The sequence below is a fragment of the Mesorhizobium sp. 1M-11 genome (assembly GCF_001303895.1).
GTDB lineage: Bacteria > Pseudomonadota > Alphaproteobacteria > Rhizobiales > Rhizobiaceae > Mesorhizobium.
The window spans coordinates 40,542-56,500 of the sequence record NZ_LJSD01000062.1 but is presented as its reverse complement, the minus strand read 5'-3'; the positions used below and the strand labels follow the sequence as shown (position 1 = coordinate 56,500).

The following is a 15,959-nucleotide window of genomic DNA, read 5'->3' as shown; positions in this document are numbered from 1 at the left end:
ATGGTCGACCTTCTCGTAACATATCTGGATATGACTGCGTCGCCGTCGGGGGCGGCACTGAGCAGTCCAGATAGCGCGGCCTGCCTGAAGCGCGAAAACCTCCCGCTCGTCGACTACCTGGATCTTTATCGCGCGGTCGGCGCGTCGCTGGATTGGGATCAGAGGCTGCGCATGCCGAAGAATGATCTCGCGGTCCTGTTGGCCAGCCCGTCCACATGGCTGAACGTCCTGCGGGTCGATGGCGTCGCCGCTGGCTTCTGCGAATTCAACGGCGTCGGCGAGCCGGTCGTCGAACTGGCTCATTTCGGTTTGGTCGATGCCTTTCGGGGGAAGAGGTTGGGCCTCTATCTGCTGGACGGTTCGTTGCGTGCGGTCTGGGCCAGCCAGCCGGAGCGCGTATGGCTGCACACCGATACCAATGATCATCCGAAGGCGTTGTCCGTCTATCTGCGCGCCGGCTTTGCCATTCGCGAAAGGCGGATGGAGAGGTTTCCGGATTAACTGCCGGAGCGTGCCTCAAGCACATCGACAGAGCGCCTGAGATTCTTCCGTGCCTGCTCCTCGAAGCGGCTGCGAAAAATGTCGGTGTGGAAAATATGTTCGCGCTCAAGAAAGGTCTTCAGCACCGCACCGCGCCCGGCAATCCACAGCGGTTCCTCCACCCAGGCATATTCGCGGCGCACTGCCGCCTCGTAGGCATCGAACGTTTCGGGTGCGGCGCCGAGGATCGACAAATCCATGTCCAGTAGAAGCGCCGCGTCTTGCCTTGCCGTCTCAGGTTCTATGTCTGGAACAGTATGCGTGGCGGTAGCCTCGATGGTCAGGGCAATACGGTTGAGCCGCTCTGCATCGGCGATCCCTGCCAGCTTTTCGCGCGCGAGATCGGCACTGCGCGCCTCGTTGTCCTTGGCCCGGCTGTCATAAATCGCATCATGGAACCAGATCGCAGCCTCTATTGCCTCGGGGTCAGAAAAGGAGGGGCGGTATTCGTCGAGCAAGCCGAGGAGTGACTTGATGTGGTTGATGCCGTGATAATGGCGGTCTTCGGCACGATAGAGTGCCGAAAGTTCGGTCCTCAATGCCGGCGTGATCAAGGAAACTCTCATTGGCCGATGAACTCCGGCTTGCGGCGCGCCTGGAAGGCGGCACGACCCTCGGTATAGTCGAGGCTGGCGAAGGTCTGATCTCCGGCCGTGCGAGCATGCTCGACGTCGATCGCGTCGCCGCTCAACTCTGCATGGATCGCCAGCTTCGAGGCGCGCACCGAAAGTGGAGCATTGGCCGCGATGGTCGCCGCGAGTTCGGCAACGCGCCGTTCAAGCTCTTCCCGGGCAACGATTTCAAGCAGGAAACCAGCCTTGAGCGCGGCCTCCGCATCGATGCGATTACCGGTGAAAGTAAGATAGCGTGCCATCTGCGGCCCCGCAGCGCCGACGATGTCGCCCATGGCATCCTGAGGATAAGCAAGACCAAGCTTAGCGGCCGGCACGGCAAACAGTGCGTCGGGCGTCGCAATCCTCAGATCCGCCGCAGCTGCGAGGCCGAAACCGCCGCCGAAGCACACGCCATGCAGCGCTGCGATCACCGGCACGCGGGCATTGCGAATGGCGGCGAAAGCGGCGGAATTGGCGGCTTCGTAGCCGCGCGCATTGTCGCCGTCACGCAGCGTGTCGAATTCAGCGATGTCTGCACCGGCCGAAAAATCGGCTCCCGCGCCGCTCAATGTGACGACCCGTACAGACGCATCGGCCGACAGAGCTTCGAATGTGGAGAACAGTGCCTGCCACATGACGAAGGTGATGGCGTTCTTTTTCTGCGGCCGGTTGATGCGAACGGAGGCCACGTTGTTGGCGATCTTGACAATCAAGGGTTCGTTTTCCATGCCCGATTGAAATCCAGCCACCCGAAACCATTTGAACTAGCAATAAGGAAAATTGAGTTCACCCGTGCTATGATATGGCTTATAGGACCGGCCGGATAAGACAAGCCGCCAGCGGAGACTATCCATGAACAGCGTCAGTATCGCCCGTTCCAGCCTGTTGAAGCCGGTCGACCCGATCTGGCGCTCCATTCGCGACGAGGCCACCGAGGCAGTCAATCGCGACCCTCTGCTGGCCGCTTTTCTCTATGCCACCATCCTGAATCAGGAGACTCTGGAAGAGGCTGTGATCCATCGCCTTGCCGAGCGGCTCGCGCATCAGGATGTCGGCGCAGACCTGATCCGCCAGACCTTCAAGGCAATGCTGGACGACCAGTCCGGCTGGTCCGACGTGGTGCGTACCGACATCCAGGCCTATTTCGACCGCGATCCGGCTTGCGACCGCTATCTCATGCCGGTCCTTTACTTCAAGGGCTTCCATGCGATCCAGACGCACCGTCTGGCGCACTGGCTTTGGAACCACGGCCGCCGGGATTTCGCGCTCTACCTGCAGAGCCGCTCGTCTTCCGTCTTCCAGACCGACATCAACCCGGCGGCCCGCATCGGCAAGGGTATCTTCCTCGACCATGCCACCGGCTTCGTCGTCGGCGAGACGGCAGTCATCGAGGACGACGTCTCCATCCTGCATGGCGTCACGCTTGGCGGCACCGGCAAGGCCGGTGGTGACCGTCATCCCAAGATCCGCCACGGTGTCCTGATCGGTGCGGGCGCCAAGATCCTCGGCAACATCGAGATCGGCCATTGCTCGAAGGTAGCGGCAGGTTCCGTCGTGCTCTCGGCGGTGCCGCACAACAAAACGGTTGCCGGCGTGCCCGCGCGCGTCGTGGGCGAGACCGGCTGCGACCAGCCGTCCCGTCAGATGGACCAGTTGCTGCCGTCGCAGTCGATGGAGCATGTCGTTTCATTCGACATCTGAAATCCGGCGCCTCGTTGCGGGAGCTGTCCCATTGCGCGGCAGCCCTTGTCACCATTAGGGCAGTTCGCCTTTACATCGCCATCCTTACCGTGCCAGAAGCGCGGAACGCCGTGAGCGCCGGGACGGTGCCGGGCAGCCATTTCCTAAGCGGAGAAAGCCGTTGAAACCCGACGAAATCAGAAAGCTGGACGCCTATTTCAAGCGTGTCTTCCAGAATCCGAACCTCGAAGTGAAGGCGCGTCCGCGCAAGGAAGATTCGGCCGAGCTCTACATCGGCGACGAGTTCCTCGGTCTGGTCTACAAGGACGAAGAAGAGGGCGATTACAATTTCTCGATGGCGATCCTCGACATCGACCTCGGCTGATACGAGACGGGGCGCCGTCCTAAAGCGCCGCGCGTCCACTCGGACGCGCAAGGGACGCTCTAATATTTTGAATCGGCGCATCGTCCTTTCCGAAAAATCGCCCCGATTTTTCGGGCCGATGCGGAAGGCATCGCCCCTCACTTCTTCAGCGTCGCGCCTGTCTTCAGTGTGCGTGCCGCAAAGCCCAGGACCGCTGCGTCCAGGGCCGGCCAGTCGGCCAGGAATTCTTTCGGAAACCGGTAAGTGAGGCTCAGCCGTTCGCCGACGAGCACGTCGCGTTCGCAGGGAGCGAGCGACTGCTCCGCGCTTGCTCCGGCAAGACAGCGCGCGACGAATGGCGCCTGGCCGGGACGTTCAGCCACCACCAAGGTCTCGTTGAGATAGCCGGACTTTTCAGCGAAGTCGTAAAGCGTGGTGCTGCCCGGACCAGGTTTGCCGGGCTGCACGATCAGCGACGAATAGATCGGCGCGTAGCGGCCGCTCATGTCGCGCGACATCGCCTGTTCTTCGAAGGTCAAAAACAGGACGGTGCGCTTGCCGCGTGCATTGTTGAAATCGTCGCGCGCCGCGACGCTGTAGCCATCCATCTTGGGGTAGCGCAGATAAAGATCGAGCCGGTCGGTGACGCCGTCGCGGCGCGCTTTGTCGAAGCGGATGACATTGGCCGGCATGGCCAGCACATTGTTGCCGATGACCACCTCATACACTTTTGTATCGTCGGAATAGCCGCCCATGGCAATGGAATGGCCCAGCCATTTGCCGGCAACGCTGATAGCCACCGAGAGCAGCGCCACCACCGCAAAGGCATAAAACACTTTCACCATCACTGCCGAATCGACAACCGTGAATTCGGGCACGTCGGTTGCGGGTTTGCTCATCTGTATCCCGAAGGTTGTGGCCTGTTCCTCATGTCGCACATGGACGATTCCGGCAGGCTGACGGTCAGGTAGGACTGTGAGGATTTATGGTAAACGGACGGTAAAGGCCGGGCGCGCTTGTCACGCCCGCAGGCCGTCCTCTACTGTCCGCGCGACCTAATTTTCGAGGTTTTGAGAGAACAATGCCGCTTTATGCACTGGACGGAAAGGCGCCGCGCCTTGTCGACGCCGAGAGCAACTGGATCGCGCCCGACGCGACACTGATCGGTGATATCACGCTCGGCCGAAATGCCGGCGTCTGGTTCGGCGTGGTGATCCGAGGCGACAACGAGCCAATCCTCATCGGCGACGACACCAATGTGCAGGAACACACTATCATGCACACCGATATCGGCTTTCCGTTGACCATTGGCGCTGGCTGTACCGTCGGCCACCGCGCCATGCTGCATGGTTGCATCATCGGGGACAACAGCTTGATCGGCATGGGCGCCATCGTGCTGAATGGCGCGAAGATCGGCAACAATTGCCTTGTCGGCGCCGGCTCGCTGGTCACAGAGGGCAAGGCATTTCCGGACAATTCGCTGATCATCGGCTCTCCCGCGCGCGTGGTCCGCAGCCTCGACGACAACGCCGTTGCAGGCCTGCGCAATTCGGCTGCTCACTATGTCGCCAACGGCAAGCGCTTCAAGGCTGGATTGATCGAGATCTGACTTCATCCAGGGCCGCACGAAGCCGATCGAACCGCAACCTCTTTTGAAAGGCGGAGCCGGCCCGGGGACTGGGCCGGCTCCTTGACCCGGTCGTCGGGGACGGGGAGGGTAGGGACTCGACCGGGTTTCCTGACGTTCTTGACCGCGTGAAGCTGGGTCTGCGTGTTCAGCCTCGGCTGATGTCAGCGGACACTGGCGACCGCGTCGGCGCGGCCATCGGTGATCGTCACCCAAACACCGGAGTTCGTCACGGACTGGCGCTTGAGATAGGTGTAGGGTGTCTGACTCCACAGCAGGACCTTCGGCTGCAGATTGTCGAGCACGAAGTCGCCCATCGAAGTGCGTACGGTAAGCACGGCGTGGCCGTCACCATTCGGCTGGCGAGCTACCGTAATCAGTAGATCTCCGGCAGGAACGCCTGCCTTCATCAGCTGACGGCGCTTTTCCAGCGCATAATCCTCGCAATCGCCATAACCCTTGTCCGGATAGGCCCAATATTCCTCAACGCCATAGGCTTCGAGATCGGTGACAGGCTTCACCTTGGTGTTCACGCCGTTGTTGATCGAAATCATCGTCGCCCACAGCTTGCGGGAAAGCTCGGTCGGCGCGCCTTTCTGTGTGCGCTGATTGCACTCTTCCGGCATTTGCTGGCAGAGCTGGTAGTGACCGACGGGCTGCGTCGTGCGAGCGCCGGTCGGCATATAGTCGCCGCCAGCCTTTGCGGTCCCCACCGCGCCGACCAGCACCGCTACTGCGAACAGCAGCTTGCGTCCAAATCCGTCCATACTGTCGTCTCCCCGTTTGAAGCGACAATGCCACGGTCGGATTTATTTGACGCAAAACAGCGCAGTAGATATTGAGTAAAACGTGGAATGAATTATAAACTATCTCAAATTGAATAAGTATAAAATAGTTACGATTTTTGTTGGAATTTCTTAACCGTATCGCTGCCGGGCTTTTATCCGCGCGACGGAGTGCCGATGGTCCACCGATTGCGGTGTAACGCGATCGTCTTGTCGGCGGCGGGAACGCTGGAAAGCGCACAGCTTGAAACGGGGGCTTGCGCTCGCCCGAACATGGGTGCAAGCCTTCAACTGCGGTCAGCAATTTTTGCCACTTGAAGTTGTTTGAGGGACAGTCAAGAGACGGCAATGGACAAGGAAACCAGGCAAAGGTCCGGCAAGTCCCTTGGCTCCGGCTCTTCCGCAAGGTGATGAGTTGCTGCTCGGCATTATCGACAGGGCAGCTGTTGCGATGGCGTTGCTCGGTGACGAAGGCCATTGCCTCTATGCCAACGAGGCTTTCGGTCGGTTATTCGGCCGTGATCCAGGTGACTGCGCCGGTCTCCATCTTCTGAATATCGTCCACACCGACAACCGCGATGGCTTTGCCGATCCGCTGGTCGCCGAGTATGGGGTGGAGCGCCGCTATCTGCGCGCCGACGGCAGCGTCTTTCATGGGCTGAGCAGCCTGTCCGAGGCCATCGCCGGCACACCTTTTCGCTTCATCCTGCAGATCGTTGACATCGAGGCGCGCAAGCAGGCCGAGCAGGTGGTGGAAGAGAATGAGCGCCGTCTGACCGAGGCGTTGCTCAGTTCCGGGCAAGCGGTTTGGGACAATGATATCCTCGCCGGTCAAATGTGGATTTCTGCGCAGATGCGGACCATGCTTGGTCTCGATCCGGGCGAAATGACGATCGGTGCTGCAGAATGGCGGGAGAGAGTGCACCCAGACGACCGCGATCGGGTTGGCCTCGCTACGAAGGACGTTATCAAGGGACTGCTGCCCGCACATGACCAAATCTATCGACTCCGCCACGAAGACGGGCATTGGGTCTGGATCCGGGCGCGTGGAAAAGTGGTCGAGCGCACTCCGGACGGACGGGCGCACCGGCTCATCGGCACGATCACCGACGTTTCGCATCAGAAGGAGATAGAGGAGCGGCTTGCCAGCGCATCGGAACGGCTCGACATCGCGCTGGAGGCCGGCGGAATCGGCATTTTCTATGTCGATTACCCATCGGGGTTCCGGCACTGGGACGCCCGCACCCTCGAATTGCACGGTGTGACGTCGAAAACATTCGACCACACCGAGGAGGGGTTCAACAGGTTGCTCCACCCTGACGATGCGCAACGGGTCGAGCAGGTTCGCACCGAAGCTCTTGAAAAAAAGCCCTGCTACCAAGTCGATTACCGGGTGAGGCTGCCGAATTCCGGAAAATACAGGCACATCCGCGTGTCCGTGCATTTGCAGCGCAATGCCGATGGCTCGGTGCGCCGGGGCATTGGTGCCTGTTGGGACATTACCGGCGATGTTGAGCGGGCGGATGAACTACACGAAACACTGGAGCAGCTTTCCGGCGTGACCGATCGTCTGCAACTCGCTCTCGAGGCAGGTCGGATCGGTACTTTCGATGTCGACCATTCAACCGGTCTGCGCAAATGGGACGAGCGTGCCTATGCCTTGCACGGCGTGACTCGGGAGACTTTCGACGGATCGCGTGAGAGCTTTTTCGATCTGCTCCACCCAGAAGATATCGCGCGCGTGCGAGAGCGGACAAATGCCTTCGCGAAGTCGCGGGATACATTCACTTCGATCGAATACAGAGCGATCCATCCGGTTTCGGGCGAGGTCCACCATATCCGCGTCGCTACCAAGGCAATCCGTGACAGCAATGATGCCGTTCAACGCTTTGTCGGCGTTTGCTGGGACATCACCGAGCAGATCGAGCGTTCGAAGCAACTGCATGACGCACTCGCCCTTCTGGAAGCGGTCATGGGCGGAACGCCCGATCTGATCTACGCCAAGGATATCGAAGGTCGTTACCTGCTTGCCAACGCATCGGTCGAAGAACTTGCCGGGCGGTCAAGCGCTGACATTTTGGGCCGGGTGGATCATCAGGTTTTTCCGAAATCGACGGCGGACGTGGTGGTTGCCCACGACAAGCACGTCATGGAGACGGGCAAGGTGCTCACCGTCGAAGAGACGGTGCTGGTCGATGGCATGCTGCACACATATTCGTCGACCAAGGCGCCACGTTTGAATGAGAAAGGCGAAATCACCGGCACTGTCGGTATCTCGCGCAACATCACCGACGCCAAGGCGGCTGAAGCCGCACTGCGCAGGAGCGAGATGCGCTGGCAGTTCGCGGTCGACGGAGCCGGCGACGGCATCTGGGACTGGAACCTGGAAACCGGCTATGTTTTCTACTCCCAGCGCTGGAAGAGCATGCTGGGCTATCAGGACAACGAAGTCGGCAACGCCGTGGATGACTGGTCGGAGCGCGTGCATCCCGAAGACCTGCCCCGCTGCATGCAAATCATCGAAAAGCATTTTCGCAACGAGACCACCGATTTTGTGCTCGAACACCGCATGCGTGCCAAGGATGGCACGTGGCGCTGGATTTTCGATCGCGGCAAGGTGATCGAACGCAGTGAGGATGGTAAGCCGCTACGCTGTATCGGTACCCATTCCGATATCACCGCGCGCAAGGAGGCCGAACAGGCGATCTTGGCATTGAACCAGCGTCTGCAGCTGGCTGTCGAGGCATCCGAGGCTGGTATTTTCGATCTCGACTTCGCCACCGGGCATTTCACCTGGGACGAACGCATGTATGAGCTGTATGAACTGTCGCGTGACGGTTTCGATGGTACGCTCGACCACTGGATGACCTTCATTCACCCCGACGACGTGCCGGAAGTGCTGCGTCGCTATGAACTCGGGGTTCTGGAAACATCGATCTTTTCCATGGATCTGCGTATCCGACGCCAACGTTCCGGAACGATGCGTCACATCCGCTCGCTCGCCAAGTTGACACGAGACGAAAACGGGGCGCCCTTGCGCGCCGTCGGCATGAACTGGGACATCACCGATCATGTCGAGTTGGTCCAGGCTGTGTTCGAGGAAAAGGAGCGGTTGCGCATCACGCTGCACTCGATCGGCGATTCGGTGATTTCGACCGATGCGCAGGCGCGTATCACCTTCATGAACCCGATCGCCGAGGAAATGACCGGGTGGCCGGCCAGCGAGGCGGCTGGCATGGCGTTGCGCGATGTCTTCCGGATCGTCGACGAGCAGACCGGCGATGCGATCCCGGACCCTGTCGAAACCTGCCTCAACCGTTTGCAGCCTTTCTATCTGAACGAGGGGGCAATCCTGATCGGCCGTGATGGGGAGCGCCGCAGCGTCCGCGATTCCGCCGCTCCGGTGCGCACGGCTTCCGGCGAGGTCATCGGTGCCGTTCTGGTGTTCCAGGACGTGACGAAGGCGCGCAGCCTGCAGCAGGCACTGGAGCACTCGGCCAACCATGACAGCCTGACCGGCTTGCCAAACCGAGCCGCGTTCGAACGAGAGCTTAGGGTTGCCGGCGAGCAGGCTCGTTCACGCGGGCAAGAGCATGTCATGTGCTTCATCGACCTCGACCGTTTCAAGCTTGTCAATGACACGGCTGGCCATGCCGCCGGTGATGCATTGTTGCGGGACGTTGCCAATGTGATGCGACGGGCCTGCCGCGAAGAGGATATCGTCGCTCGCCTGGGGGGCGATGAGTTTGGTCTGCTGCTCTATGATTGCAGCGCGCCCGATGGCGAAAAGATCACCCAGCAATTGCTGCGCCAACTCGCGGCGCTCAAATTCGTCTGGGATGATCGAACCTACCAGATCGGCGCCAGCATTGGCTTGACCATCATCGGGCCAGAGGCTCTGGGCATCGACGAATTGATGAGCCAGGCCGATATTGCCTGCTATACGGCCAAGACGGCAGGCCGCAACCAGGTCTCCGTCTACGGTGGCGCCGGCAGCGAGGCGCATCGCAACCATCGCCAGGTTCAGGTGGCGGCAGGCATCCGCCACGCCATCGAAGCCAATCGCTTCAGGCTCTTTGCCCAGGAAGTGCGCGATCTGAGGGGACGCTCGGATGGTTCCCACTATGAAATCCTGCTCAGAATGCTCGGCGACGATGGCGACATCGTCGAGCCATCGGCCTTCATTCCGGCGTCCGAGCACTATGACTTGATGGGCAACATCGACCGTTGGGTCATCCACACCACGTTCCGCGACTATGGCGAGCGGTTGGCTTCAGCCGAACAACTGTCCTTTGCCATCAACTTGTCAGCCAATTCGCTCAACGACCCGTTCCTGTGGCCGTTCCTGCAGGAGGAACTGGGCCGGTCCGGGTTGGCGCCGGGGCGGTTGCATTTCGAGATCACCGAAACGGCGGTCATGAACAATCTGTCGGCGGCGAAACAATTCCTGTCCAAGGCTCGCACGGCCGGCTGCGGTGTCGTTCTGGACGATTTCGGCACGGGCCTGAGCTCGTTCAGTTATCTCAGACAGTTCCCCGTCAGCGGTCTGAAGATCGATGGCAGCTTCATCCGGCAGGTCACGGAAAACGATCTCGACCGCGCCATCGTCGAATCGATCAACGCCGTCGGTCATCGTCTGGGTGCGATCACGGTTGCCGAACAGGTCGAGGACGAAAAGACGCTCGAACTGGTGACGGTCATGGGGCTCGACAAGGCGCAAGGTTACGCCATCGCGATGCCGCTGCCGCTGGAAACGATCTTCTGACCAGGCGATGTCGCAGGCGCCGACCCGCGTTGGACGCGGGCGGATCGGGGCAGGGTCACGCCCGTGATCGGTTGAATTCGGAATCGAGGGTTTCCGGCCGCTGCACGACCGCGAATTCGATCGCAATGCCTTCCTCGAAATGGCGCACGACCTGGCCTCGCATGGTGCCCAGCACCACCTGAACACCCTTCGCCGGCTTGACGTCGATTTCTATTGCCGCGCCCGACAGCGACAGATCGATGATGCGGCACTGGTATTGGCGTCCATCCGAAAGATGCAGCACGCTCATCGGGTTGCGTGGTGCGACGCGTTCGTGGCGGCGATCCTCCGGCAGGTCGAGTTCATGCTTGTTGGCGAGCCAGGTCAGTTGCGCCGCCAGCTTGTCGCGCTTGCGGTCCGATGCCACCACGGTCATGGCGAAGCCGTCCTGCAGGCGGCGCGTCACCACTCCTTCGATGCGGCCGATATGGTCGAGATAAGCGATCACCTTCTCGCCGGGATCGCCGACCCGATCGGCGCGAAGGGCCACATTGCCGGGTGACATGTCGATGACCTGGCACGGGTGCTCGGTGCGGTCCTCGAGCATGAAGCGGCCATAGATCTTCACGCGGACACGCTGAAAGTTGCGCCTTTCAGCCGCCGCCGGCGCCTGCTCGATCGCCGCTGACCTCATCACCGCTTGATACCTCGTTGGCATTCCTGCGCCGTTGCGAGGAATTTCAGCGGAACGCTACATGATGAGAAGTTAAAAAAGCTGAAAATGTTAACGTCAGCTTAGAGCATTTACTCTTCTTCCCGCCCGCCTTCGAGCACGACCAGATGACGCACGCGCCGCGCTCCGCCGAATGCACCGCTCGGGTTGGCGTGCTCAAGTTCCGTTGGCGCCAAAGAGGGGGCGGCAATAGGCGTTCTGTTGTTCAACGCGGCCATTTCCTTGTCCGGATCGATGACGCGGACCGATTCAATGGCTGCGTCCATCATTGGGTCGGCACCTAGCCAGAACGGCTTTTCGGCGGAATTGACGACACCCAGACAGCGTGGGTGCTCCGCACCGCCGTTGAGCGGCAATGCCAGGAGTTCGAACCTGCATGAATAACCTCCGCGGCTTATCCCTTCGTAGTTGACCAGGACAGCGGATTGCTGATCGAACACCCCCTGCATCAGGCGCGACACCAGCCGCTGGTCCTTTTCCCGCCAGAGCGATGGAAAGGAGAATCCTTTCAACTCGCGACCAAAGGTGGCGCACAGCCGTGTGCCGGCCAACCGGAAGACGGCCTCGCCACGCGTATCCTTCTCCAGAATAAAGGTGTCGGCCAGCAGTGCCTTGATATCGGCCGGCTCTACCTCGGTTCGCCGGGGTGCCGGGCGGCCGTGGCGCAGCCGGTTCCAATATTGGAACAGTGCGATCGATCCATTCAGGTTCATAGTCTATATGCTCCGCGCCATCCTTCCGTCAGATGTGCCATCGGGGAACAGTTGGGTGTTTTCCGATGACCTACATGGGACGCGGAGCAGGATGCGTGCCAGCCTGGATGGCATTTGTTAACCGGCCGGGGTCATTAAGGTTAACGAACGGTTTACATTGCTGCTCAAACTTGTCTGTGCGAGATTGAAATCACTCCAGTTTTCGTCGTTGTCCGATTTGGGTGGCGACATTCCAGTCAAAGGCTTTCAGGGGAGCAAGGGGGCTCGACCAGCCGTCCGAGGGAAATCTCGGACGGCTTTTCTTTGTTTTCTGGACTTTGATTCGTTCCTGGAGCGTTTCTGCTTTTCGCGGAAACGCGCAAACGCTCCAGCTTTTTTACGCGATTCCGGACGCAAAACCGCAGCATACTTTTCTGGAATTGCTCCGATGCCTCCCGTTTGTGTAATGCACTGCCTTGGCTTACATGCTCGCGGACCGAGTTTGGGAAGGATACGATGAACGAGGCGAGAGAGACGGAGATGCCGGAGGACCGCGAAACTCCGTCGCGCGAGCCGATCTTCAATTTGCCGGCCATTGTCCTGGCGATCATCCTGCTGTGCGCGGGCGTTCATTTGCTGCGCCTCTATGTGCTGACCCCGCAGCAGGATGTCGAATTGCTCATTCGGGCAGCGTTCATTCCGGTTCGCTATTCCGGTCAGTACGATCTTGATTTCTATGCTTTTTCCAGTCCGTTTACCTACACTTTCCTGCATGGCGGCTGGGCGCATCTGATCGTGAATATGATCTGGTTGGCGGCCTTTGGTTCGCCGCTCGCAAACCGCATCGGCGCTTTGCGCTTTGCCTTGTTCTTCGCGGTGACCGGCTTTGCCGCGGCCTTCTTCTTTTTCGTCATCCATCCGACAATGCAGGCGCCGCTGGTCGGCGCGTCGGGCTCGATTTCCGGTATGATGGGCGCTGCCGCCCGCTTTGCCTTCCATGTCGACCGTTCGTCCGGCAAAGGCGCGTTCGCCGGGCCATTGCTGCCCTTCGGCGCAGTCTTCCGCTCGCGCGCTGCGCTGACCTTCCTGGCGGTGTGGATGGTCATCAACATCGTCACTGGCGTCGTTGGCTTCGTGCCGGGGGAGGATAGCCAGATCGCCTGGGAAGCCCATATCGGTGGCTTTCTCGCCGGCTTCCTGGGATTGCGTTTCTTCGACCGCAGGCAAGCTTATGGTCGCTGATCGGAATACTTGAAAAGCAACCCATCACGGCGCACCATATCCTTGCTTGACGTCGATGTCCGTCCGCCTGAGGCTGACGGACGGTTGCAGAGGAGGACGCCATGACTGTTAAGGCAATTCTTGAGGCGAAGGGCCACGCTGTGGTCACGCTTGGCCCCAACGCGACACTGACCGAAGCGGTCGGATTGCTCGCCGATCGGCGGATTGGTGCGCTGGTCATCACCAATGGAGATCGCAAGATCGTCGGCATTCTCTCGGAACGCGATGTGGTGCGTGTCATCGCCAAGGAAGGCGCTGGCGCGCTCGATCTTCAAGTGCGCGCCGTCATGACGCCAAAGGTCAAGATCTGCAACGCCAGCCACACGGTCAACGAGGTCATGGAGATCATGACCAACGGCCGCTTCCGCCATTTGCCGGTGGAAAAGGATGGCCTGCTCGACGGCATCATCTCGATCGGCGACGTGGTCAAACGGCGCATCGAGACGGTCGAGCGCGAGGCCGAGCAGATCAAAGCCTATATCGCGACGGCTTGAATTCGTTCCTCCCAAGGGAGGGCGTGAAAATCAACGCCTCCCCATGCCGTCGATGGATCGGCGTGGGGAGGCGTTTCTATTGGGTCGTGCGTTGCTCAACGGTTGTCGAGCTGTGACCGCACCAGCTTCAGCCCTTCACGTGTGATGCGATAGGGGCCACCATTGCTGGAAGCGACCGCTTTTCTCCGCTTCAGTTTCTTGAAGAGCGGGATGCTGAAATCCGGGTAGCGCCACCCGTCGCGGGTAAGGCAATGCACGGCTTCGATCTTCTGATTGTCGTCTTTTTCGATTTCGATGCGTCCGCCCTGCGCGAGCAGGTGCAGGATGCGCTGTTCCAAGCGCGAAATATTCATTGTGGAATGGTCCCGGGAAAACCTGGCCGAAAACGGCCAACAACAAAAACCGCAGCCACGCGAACGCGGCACGGGGTTTCAGGTTTTCATGCCCCGCCTTCAGGAGAAGGTCGGGGCCTCAGCGGGACTCAGACGAAGTAAACATCCACACTCCATGGGATGATCGCCATATAGGCAAAATCATCGGACAATGCCAGCTGGATGTGAGGGCGACGTCAGACGCGATGATCCAGCCGCACGACCAGCCGGTCGCCAAGCCACTGGATACCGCAGACCAAGACGATCAGCACGGCCACCACGGCGATCATGACAGTCGTTTCGAAGCGCTGGTAGCCATAGCGGATGGCGAGGTCGCCGAGCCCGCCGGCACCGATCGCGCCAGCCATGGCGGATGCGCCGACCAGTGTCACCAGCGTCACGGTGAAGCCGGCGACGATGCCGGGCAGGGCCTCGGGCACCAGCACTTCCCGGATGATTGTCCAGCGGTTGCCGCCCATCGCGCGTGCTGCCTCTATGAGACCCCGGTCGACTTCACGCAGCGAGACTTCGGCTATCCGCGCGTAGTAGGGCGTCGCCGCGATCGACAGCGGCACGATCGCTGCCCAGGTGCCGATGGAGGTGCCGACGATCAGCCTTGTTACCGGGATCAGCGCCACGAGCAGGATGATGAACGGCACCGAACGGAAGCCGTTGATGATGGCGGCAAGGATGCGGTTCACCCAAAGGTTCTCCGCTATACCGCCGCGCTCGGTGGCGATCAACGCAAGCCCTAGCGGCAAACCCGCGACCAGCGAGATCAAACCTGACGCCGCGGTCATCAGGACGGTCTCCCAAAGCGACCGCAGCAGGAGTTGGAGCATGACTTCAGACATAACCAAGCACCTTTGCCCGGGCGTTGCGAGCAGTTAGGAAGTCGAGCGTTTTGGCGACCTGACCATCCTTGGCGGCAACGCCAAGGAAAAGGCTGCCGACAGGTTCGCCCTGGACATGGTCAACGCCGCCATGGATCAGCCGGAAGCGGCCGGGTACGGCAACTGCCAGTTCAGAAAGCAGGGGACGTCTCGCGGCATCGCCCGCGACATCCACGCGCAGGATCGCTTCCTTGCCTGGAACGGATGAGAGTTTTTCGGCGATCTCGGCCGGCAATTGGGGGCGGATGCCGCCAAGCAGGCTTTGCGTGATCTCTGACTGCGGATCGGCGAAGACCGACCAGACCGGACCTTCTTCGACGATACGGCCGGCATCGATCACCGCCACGCGGTCGGCGATGGAGCGGATGACTTCCATTTCGTGGGTGATGAGCAGGATGGTCAGGCCGAAACGTCGGTTGATATCCTTGAGCAGCGCCAGGATCGATCGCGTCGTCTCCGGATCGAGCGCCGAAGTGGCTTCATCCGACAACAAGAGCGCTGGTCCAGCGGCAAGCGCGCGGGCAATGCCGACACGCTGCTTCTGGCCACCGGACAGGGAGGATGGATAGGCCTTCGCCTTGGCGGAAAGGCCGACCAGTTCGAGCAGTTCGGCCGCGCGTGCCCGGCGCGCCGCCTTCTTTTGTCCCGCGATTTTCAGCGGCAGGGCGACATTGTCCTCGACCGTCTTCGCGGACAACAGGTTGAAATGCTGGAAGATCATGCCGATACGCCGTCGCAGCGGCTGCAACTCGCTTTCGCCAAGTCGGCCGATCTCACGGCCTTCGATATGGACCTGGCCGGAATCCGGCCGCTCCAGCCCGTTCAGGCAGCGGATCAGTGTCGACTTGCCGGCACCGCTGCGGCCGATGATGCCGAGGATCTCGCCCTTGCGCACAGTCAGCGACACGCCCTCCAGCGCCGGCGTCTCTCCGAAGCGGCGCTTCAGGTCTACGAGGCGCACGATCTCCTCGCCGTCTGCGAGGGCGGGACGGCTTGGCTGAGGTGATGTATCGTTGCCCACTATGTCGGCCAAAAACGGTATCTCTGCTAAGACGTGCTGGTTCACGGAATATCCTTTCCGCACCGCCTCTCGTGGCGGCGCATCGAACGGCTGCAAGCCAAACAGCTCGCCGACCCAAGG

At 60.5% G+C, this 15,959-nt stretch carries 16 protein-coding genes; 7 read left to right on the top strand and 9 right to left on the bottom strand.

Annotated elements, in window-relative coordinates; genetic code table 11:
• On the top strand, positions 1 to 501 hold the full coding sequence (locus tag AO692_RS26720) for a GNAT family N-acetyltransferase (protein ID WP_054313102.1): 501 nt from the start codon (positions 1 to 3) through the stop codon (positions 499 to 501).
• Here AO692_RS26720 and AO692_RS26715 read toward each other — a convergent pair.
• Positions 498 to 1,106: a hypothetical protein gene (locus tag AO692_RS26715; RefSeq protein WP_054313101.1), complete on the bottom strand. Its 609-nt coding sequence runs from the start codon at positions 1,104 to 1,106 to the stop codon at positions 498 to 500. The genes AO692_RS26720 and AO692_RS26715 overlap by 4 nt on opposite strands.
• Entirely contained in the window at positions 1,103 to 1,882 is a 780-nt protein-coding gene (locus AO692_RS26710; RefSeq protein ID WP_054313100.1) for an enoyl-CoA hydratase-related protein, read from the bottom strand. Before AO692_RS26710 ends, AO692_RS26715 begins: the two co-directional genes overlap by 4 nt.
• A 124-nt stretch (positions 1,883 to 2,006) precedes the next feature.
• On the opposite strand from AO692_RS26710, the gene cysE reads away from it, so the two are divergent.
• Entirely contained in the window at positions 2,007 to 2,855 is an 849-nt protein-coding gene (cysE, locus tag AO692_RS26705) for a serine O-acetyltransferase (RefSeq protein WP_054313099.1), read from the top strand.
• Positions 2,856 to 3,015: 160 nt separating this feature from the next.
• A complete protein-coding gene (locus tag AO692_RS26700; RefSeq protein ID WP_054313098.1) occupies positions 3,016 to 3,219 on the top strand; it encodes a DUF3126 family protein in 204 nt (67 codons plus the stop codon).
• A gap of 137 nt (positions 3,220 to 3,356) precedes the next feature.
• Here AO692_RS26700 and AO692_RS26695 read toward each other — a convergent pair whose 3' ends face one another.
• Positions 3,357 to 4,097 (bottom strand): hypothetical protein, encoded by a 741-nt coding sequence (locus tag AO692_RS26695; protein WP_054313097.1) that lies wholly within the window; start codon positions 4,095 to 4,097, stop codon positions 3,357 to 3,359.
• 182 nt (positions 4,098 to 4,279) lie between these two features.
• Here AO692_RS26695 and AO692_RS26690 point away from each other — a divergent pair, with 182 nt between their 5' ends.
• The gene (locus AO692_RS26690; RefSeq protein WP_054313096.1) at positions 4,280 to 4,807 is read left to right on the top strand and encodes a gamma carbonic anhydrase family protein; all 528 of its coding nucleotides are present in this window, start codon (positions 4,280 to 4,282) and stop codon (positions 4,805 to 4,807) included.
• Between the two features lie 182 nt (positions 4,808 to 4,989).
• Here the strand turns inward: AO692_RS26690 and AO692_RS26685 are convergent, their stop codons facing one another.
• Entirely contained in the window at positions 4,990 to 5,592 is a 603-nt protein-coding gene (locus AO692_RS26685) for a transglutaminase-like cysteine peptidase (RefSeq protein WP_054313095.1), read from the bottom strand.
• Between the two features lie 403 nt (positions 5,593 to 5,995).
• Between AO692_RS26685 and AO692_RS26680 the strand changes: the two genes are divergently transcribed.
• Complete coding sequence (locus tag AO692_RS26680) at positions 5,996 to 10,375, top strand: PAS domain-containing protein (protein WP_054313094.1); 4,380 nt, start codon at positions 5,996 to 5,998, stop codon at positions 10,373 to 10,375.
• Positions 10,376 to 10,430: 55 nt separating this feature from the next.
• On the opposite strand, the gene AO692_RS26675 is transcribed toward AO692_RS26680, so the two are convergent.
• Both AO692_RS26675 and AO692_RS26670 read right to left on the bottom strand, forming a co-directional pair.
• Positions 10,431 to 11,048 carry a PilZ domain-containing protein gene (locus AO692_RS26675; protein WP_054313093.1) on the bottom strand — a complete coding sequence of 206 codons (618 nt, stop codon included), beginning with the start codon at positions 11,046 to 11,048 and terminating at the stop codon, positions 10,431 to 10,433.
• 110 nt (positions 11,049 to 11,158) lie between these two features.
• Entirely contained in the window at positions 11,159 to 11,800 is a 642-nt protein-coding gene (locus tag AO692_RS26670) for a PAS domain-containing protein (RefSeq protein WP_054313092.1), read from the bottom strand.
• A gap of 495 nt (positions 11,801 to 12,295) precedes the next feature.
• Between AO692_RS26670 and AO692_RS26665 the strand changes: the two genes are divergently transcribed.
• Both AO692_RS26665 and AO692_RS26660 read left to right on the top strand, forming a co-directional pair.
• Positions 12,296 to 13,021: a rhomboid family intramembrane serine protease gene (locus tag AO692_RS26665; protein WP_054313091.1), complete on the top strand. Its 726-nt coding sequence runs from the start codon at positions 12,296 to 12,298 to the stop codon at positions 13,019 to 13,021.
• A 101-nt stretch (positions 13,022 to 13,122) separates the two neighbouring features.
• Positions 13,123 to 13,554 (top strand): CBS domain-containing protein, encoded by a 432-nt coding sequence (locus AO692_RS26660; RefSeq protein ID WP_054313090.1) that lies wholly within the window; start codon positions 13,123 to 13,125, stop codon positions 13,552 to 13,554.
• 95 nt (positions 13,555 to 13,649) lie between these two features.
• Here AO692_RS26660 and AO692_RS26655 read toward each other — a convergent pair whose 3' ends face one another.
• The 3 genes from AO692_RS26655 to AO692_RS26645 all read right to left on the bottom strand — a co-directional run bounded on the left by AO692_RS26655 (position 13,650) and on the right by AO692_RS26645 (position 15,839).
• Positions 13,650 to 13,907, bottom strand: a complete 258-nt coding sequence (locus AO692_RS26655; RefSeq protein ID WP_054313089.1) for a YjhX family toxin — start codon at positions 13,905 to 13,907, stop codon at positions 13,650 to 13,652.
• Between the two features lie 215 nt (positions 13,908 to 14,122).
• Positions 14,123 to 14,779, bottom strand: coding sequence for a methionine ABC transporter permease (locus tag AO692_RS26650; RefSeq protein WP_054313088.1), 657 nt, complete (start codon positions 14,777 to 14,779; stop codon positions 14,123 to 14,125).
• Positions 14,772 to 15,839: a methionine ABC transporter ATP-binding protein gene (locus AO692_RS26645; protein WP_200911791.1), complete on the bottom strand. Its 1,068-nt coding sequence runs from the start codon at positions 15,837 to 15,839 to the stop codon at positions 14,772 to 14,774. The genes AO692_RS26650 and AO692_RS26645 overlap by 8 nt, the downstream gene beginning before the upstream one ends.
• Between the last annotated feature and the right edge of the window lie 120 nt (positions 15,840 to 15,959).

Bases quoted from the DNA above. Each gene is read 5' to 3' on its own strand.
- AO692_RS26720 (WP_054313102.1), top strand. From the start codon at position 1: ATGGTCGACCTTCTCGTAACATATCTGGATATGACTGCGTCGCCGTCG.
- AO692_RS26715 (WP_054313101.1), bottom strand. From the start codon at position 1,106: ATGAGAGTTTCCTTGATCACGCCGGCATTGAGGACCGAACTTTCGGCA.
- AO692_RS26710 (WP_054313100.1), bottom strand. From the start codon at position 1,882: ATGGAAAACGAACCCTTGATTGTCAAGATCGCCAACAACGTGGCCTCC.
- cysE (WP_054313099.1), top strand. From the start codon at position 2,007: ATGAACAGCGTCAGTATCGCCCGTTCCAGCCTGTTGAAGCCGGTCGAC.
- AO692_RS26695 (WP_054313097.1), bottom strand. From the start codon at position 4,097: ATGAGCAAACCCGCAACCGACGTGCCCGAATTCACGGTTGTCGATTCG.
- AO692_RS26690 (WP_054313096.1), top strand. From the start codon at position 4,280: ATGCCGCTTTATGCACTGGACGGAAAGGCGCCGCGCCTTGTCGACGCC.
- AO692_RS26685 (WP_054313095.1), bottom strand. From the start codon at position 5,592: ATGGACGGATTTGGACGCAAGCTGCTGTTCGCAGTAGCGGTGCTGGTC.
- AO692_RS26675 (WP_054313093.1), bottom strand. From the start codon at position 11,048: ATGAGGTCAGCGGCGATCGAGCAGGCGCCGGCGGCGGCTGAAAGGCGC.
- AO692_RS26670 (WP_054313092.1), bottom strand. From the start codon at position 11,800: ATGAACCTGAATGGATCGATCGCACTGTTCCAATATTGGAACCGGCTG.
- AO692_RS26665 (WP_054313091.1), top strand. From the start codon at position 12,296: ATGAACGAGGCGAGAGAGACGGAGATGCCGGAGGACCGCGAAACTCCG.
- AO692_RS26660 (WP_054313090.1), top strand. From the start codon at position 13,123: ATGACTGTTAAGGCAATTCTTGAGGCGAAGGGCCACGCTGTGGTCACG.
- AO692_RS26655 (WP_054313089.1), bottom strand. From the start codon at position 13,907: ATGAATATTTCGCGCTTGGAACAGCGCATCCTGCACCTGCTCGCGCAG.
- AO692_RS26650 (WP_054313088.1), bottom strand. From the start codon at position 14,779: ATGTCTGAAGTCATGCTCCAACTCCTGCTGCGGTCGCTTTGGGAGACC.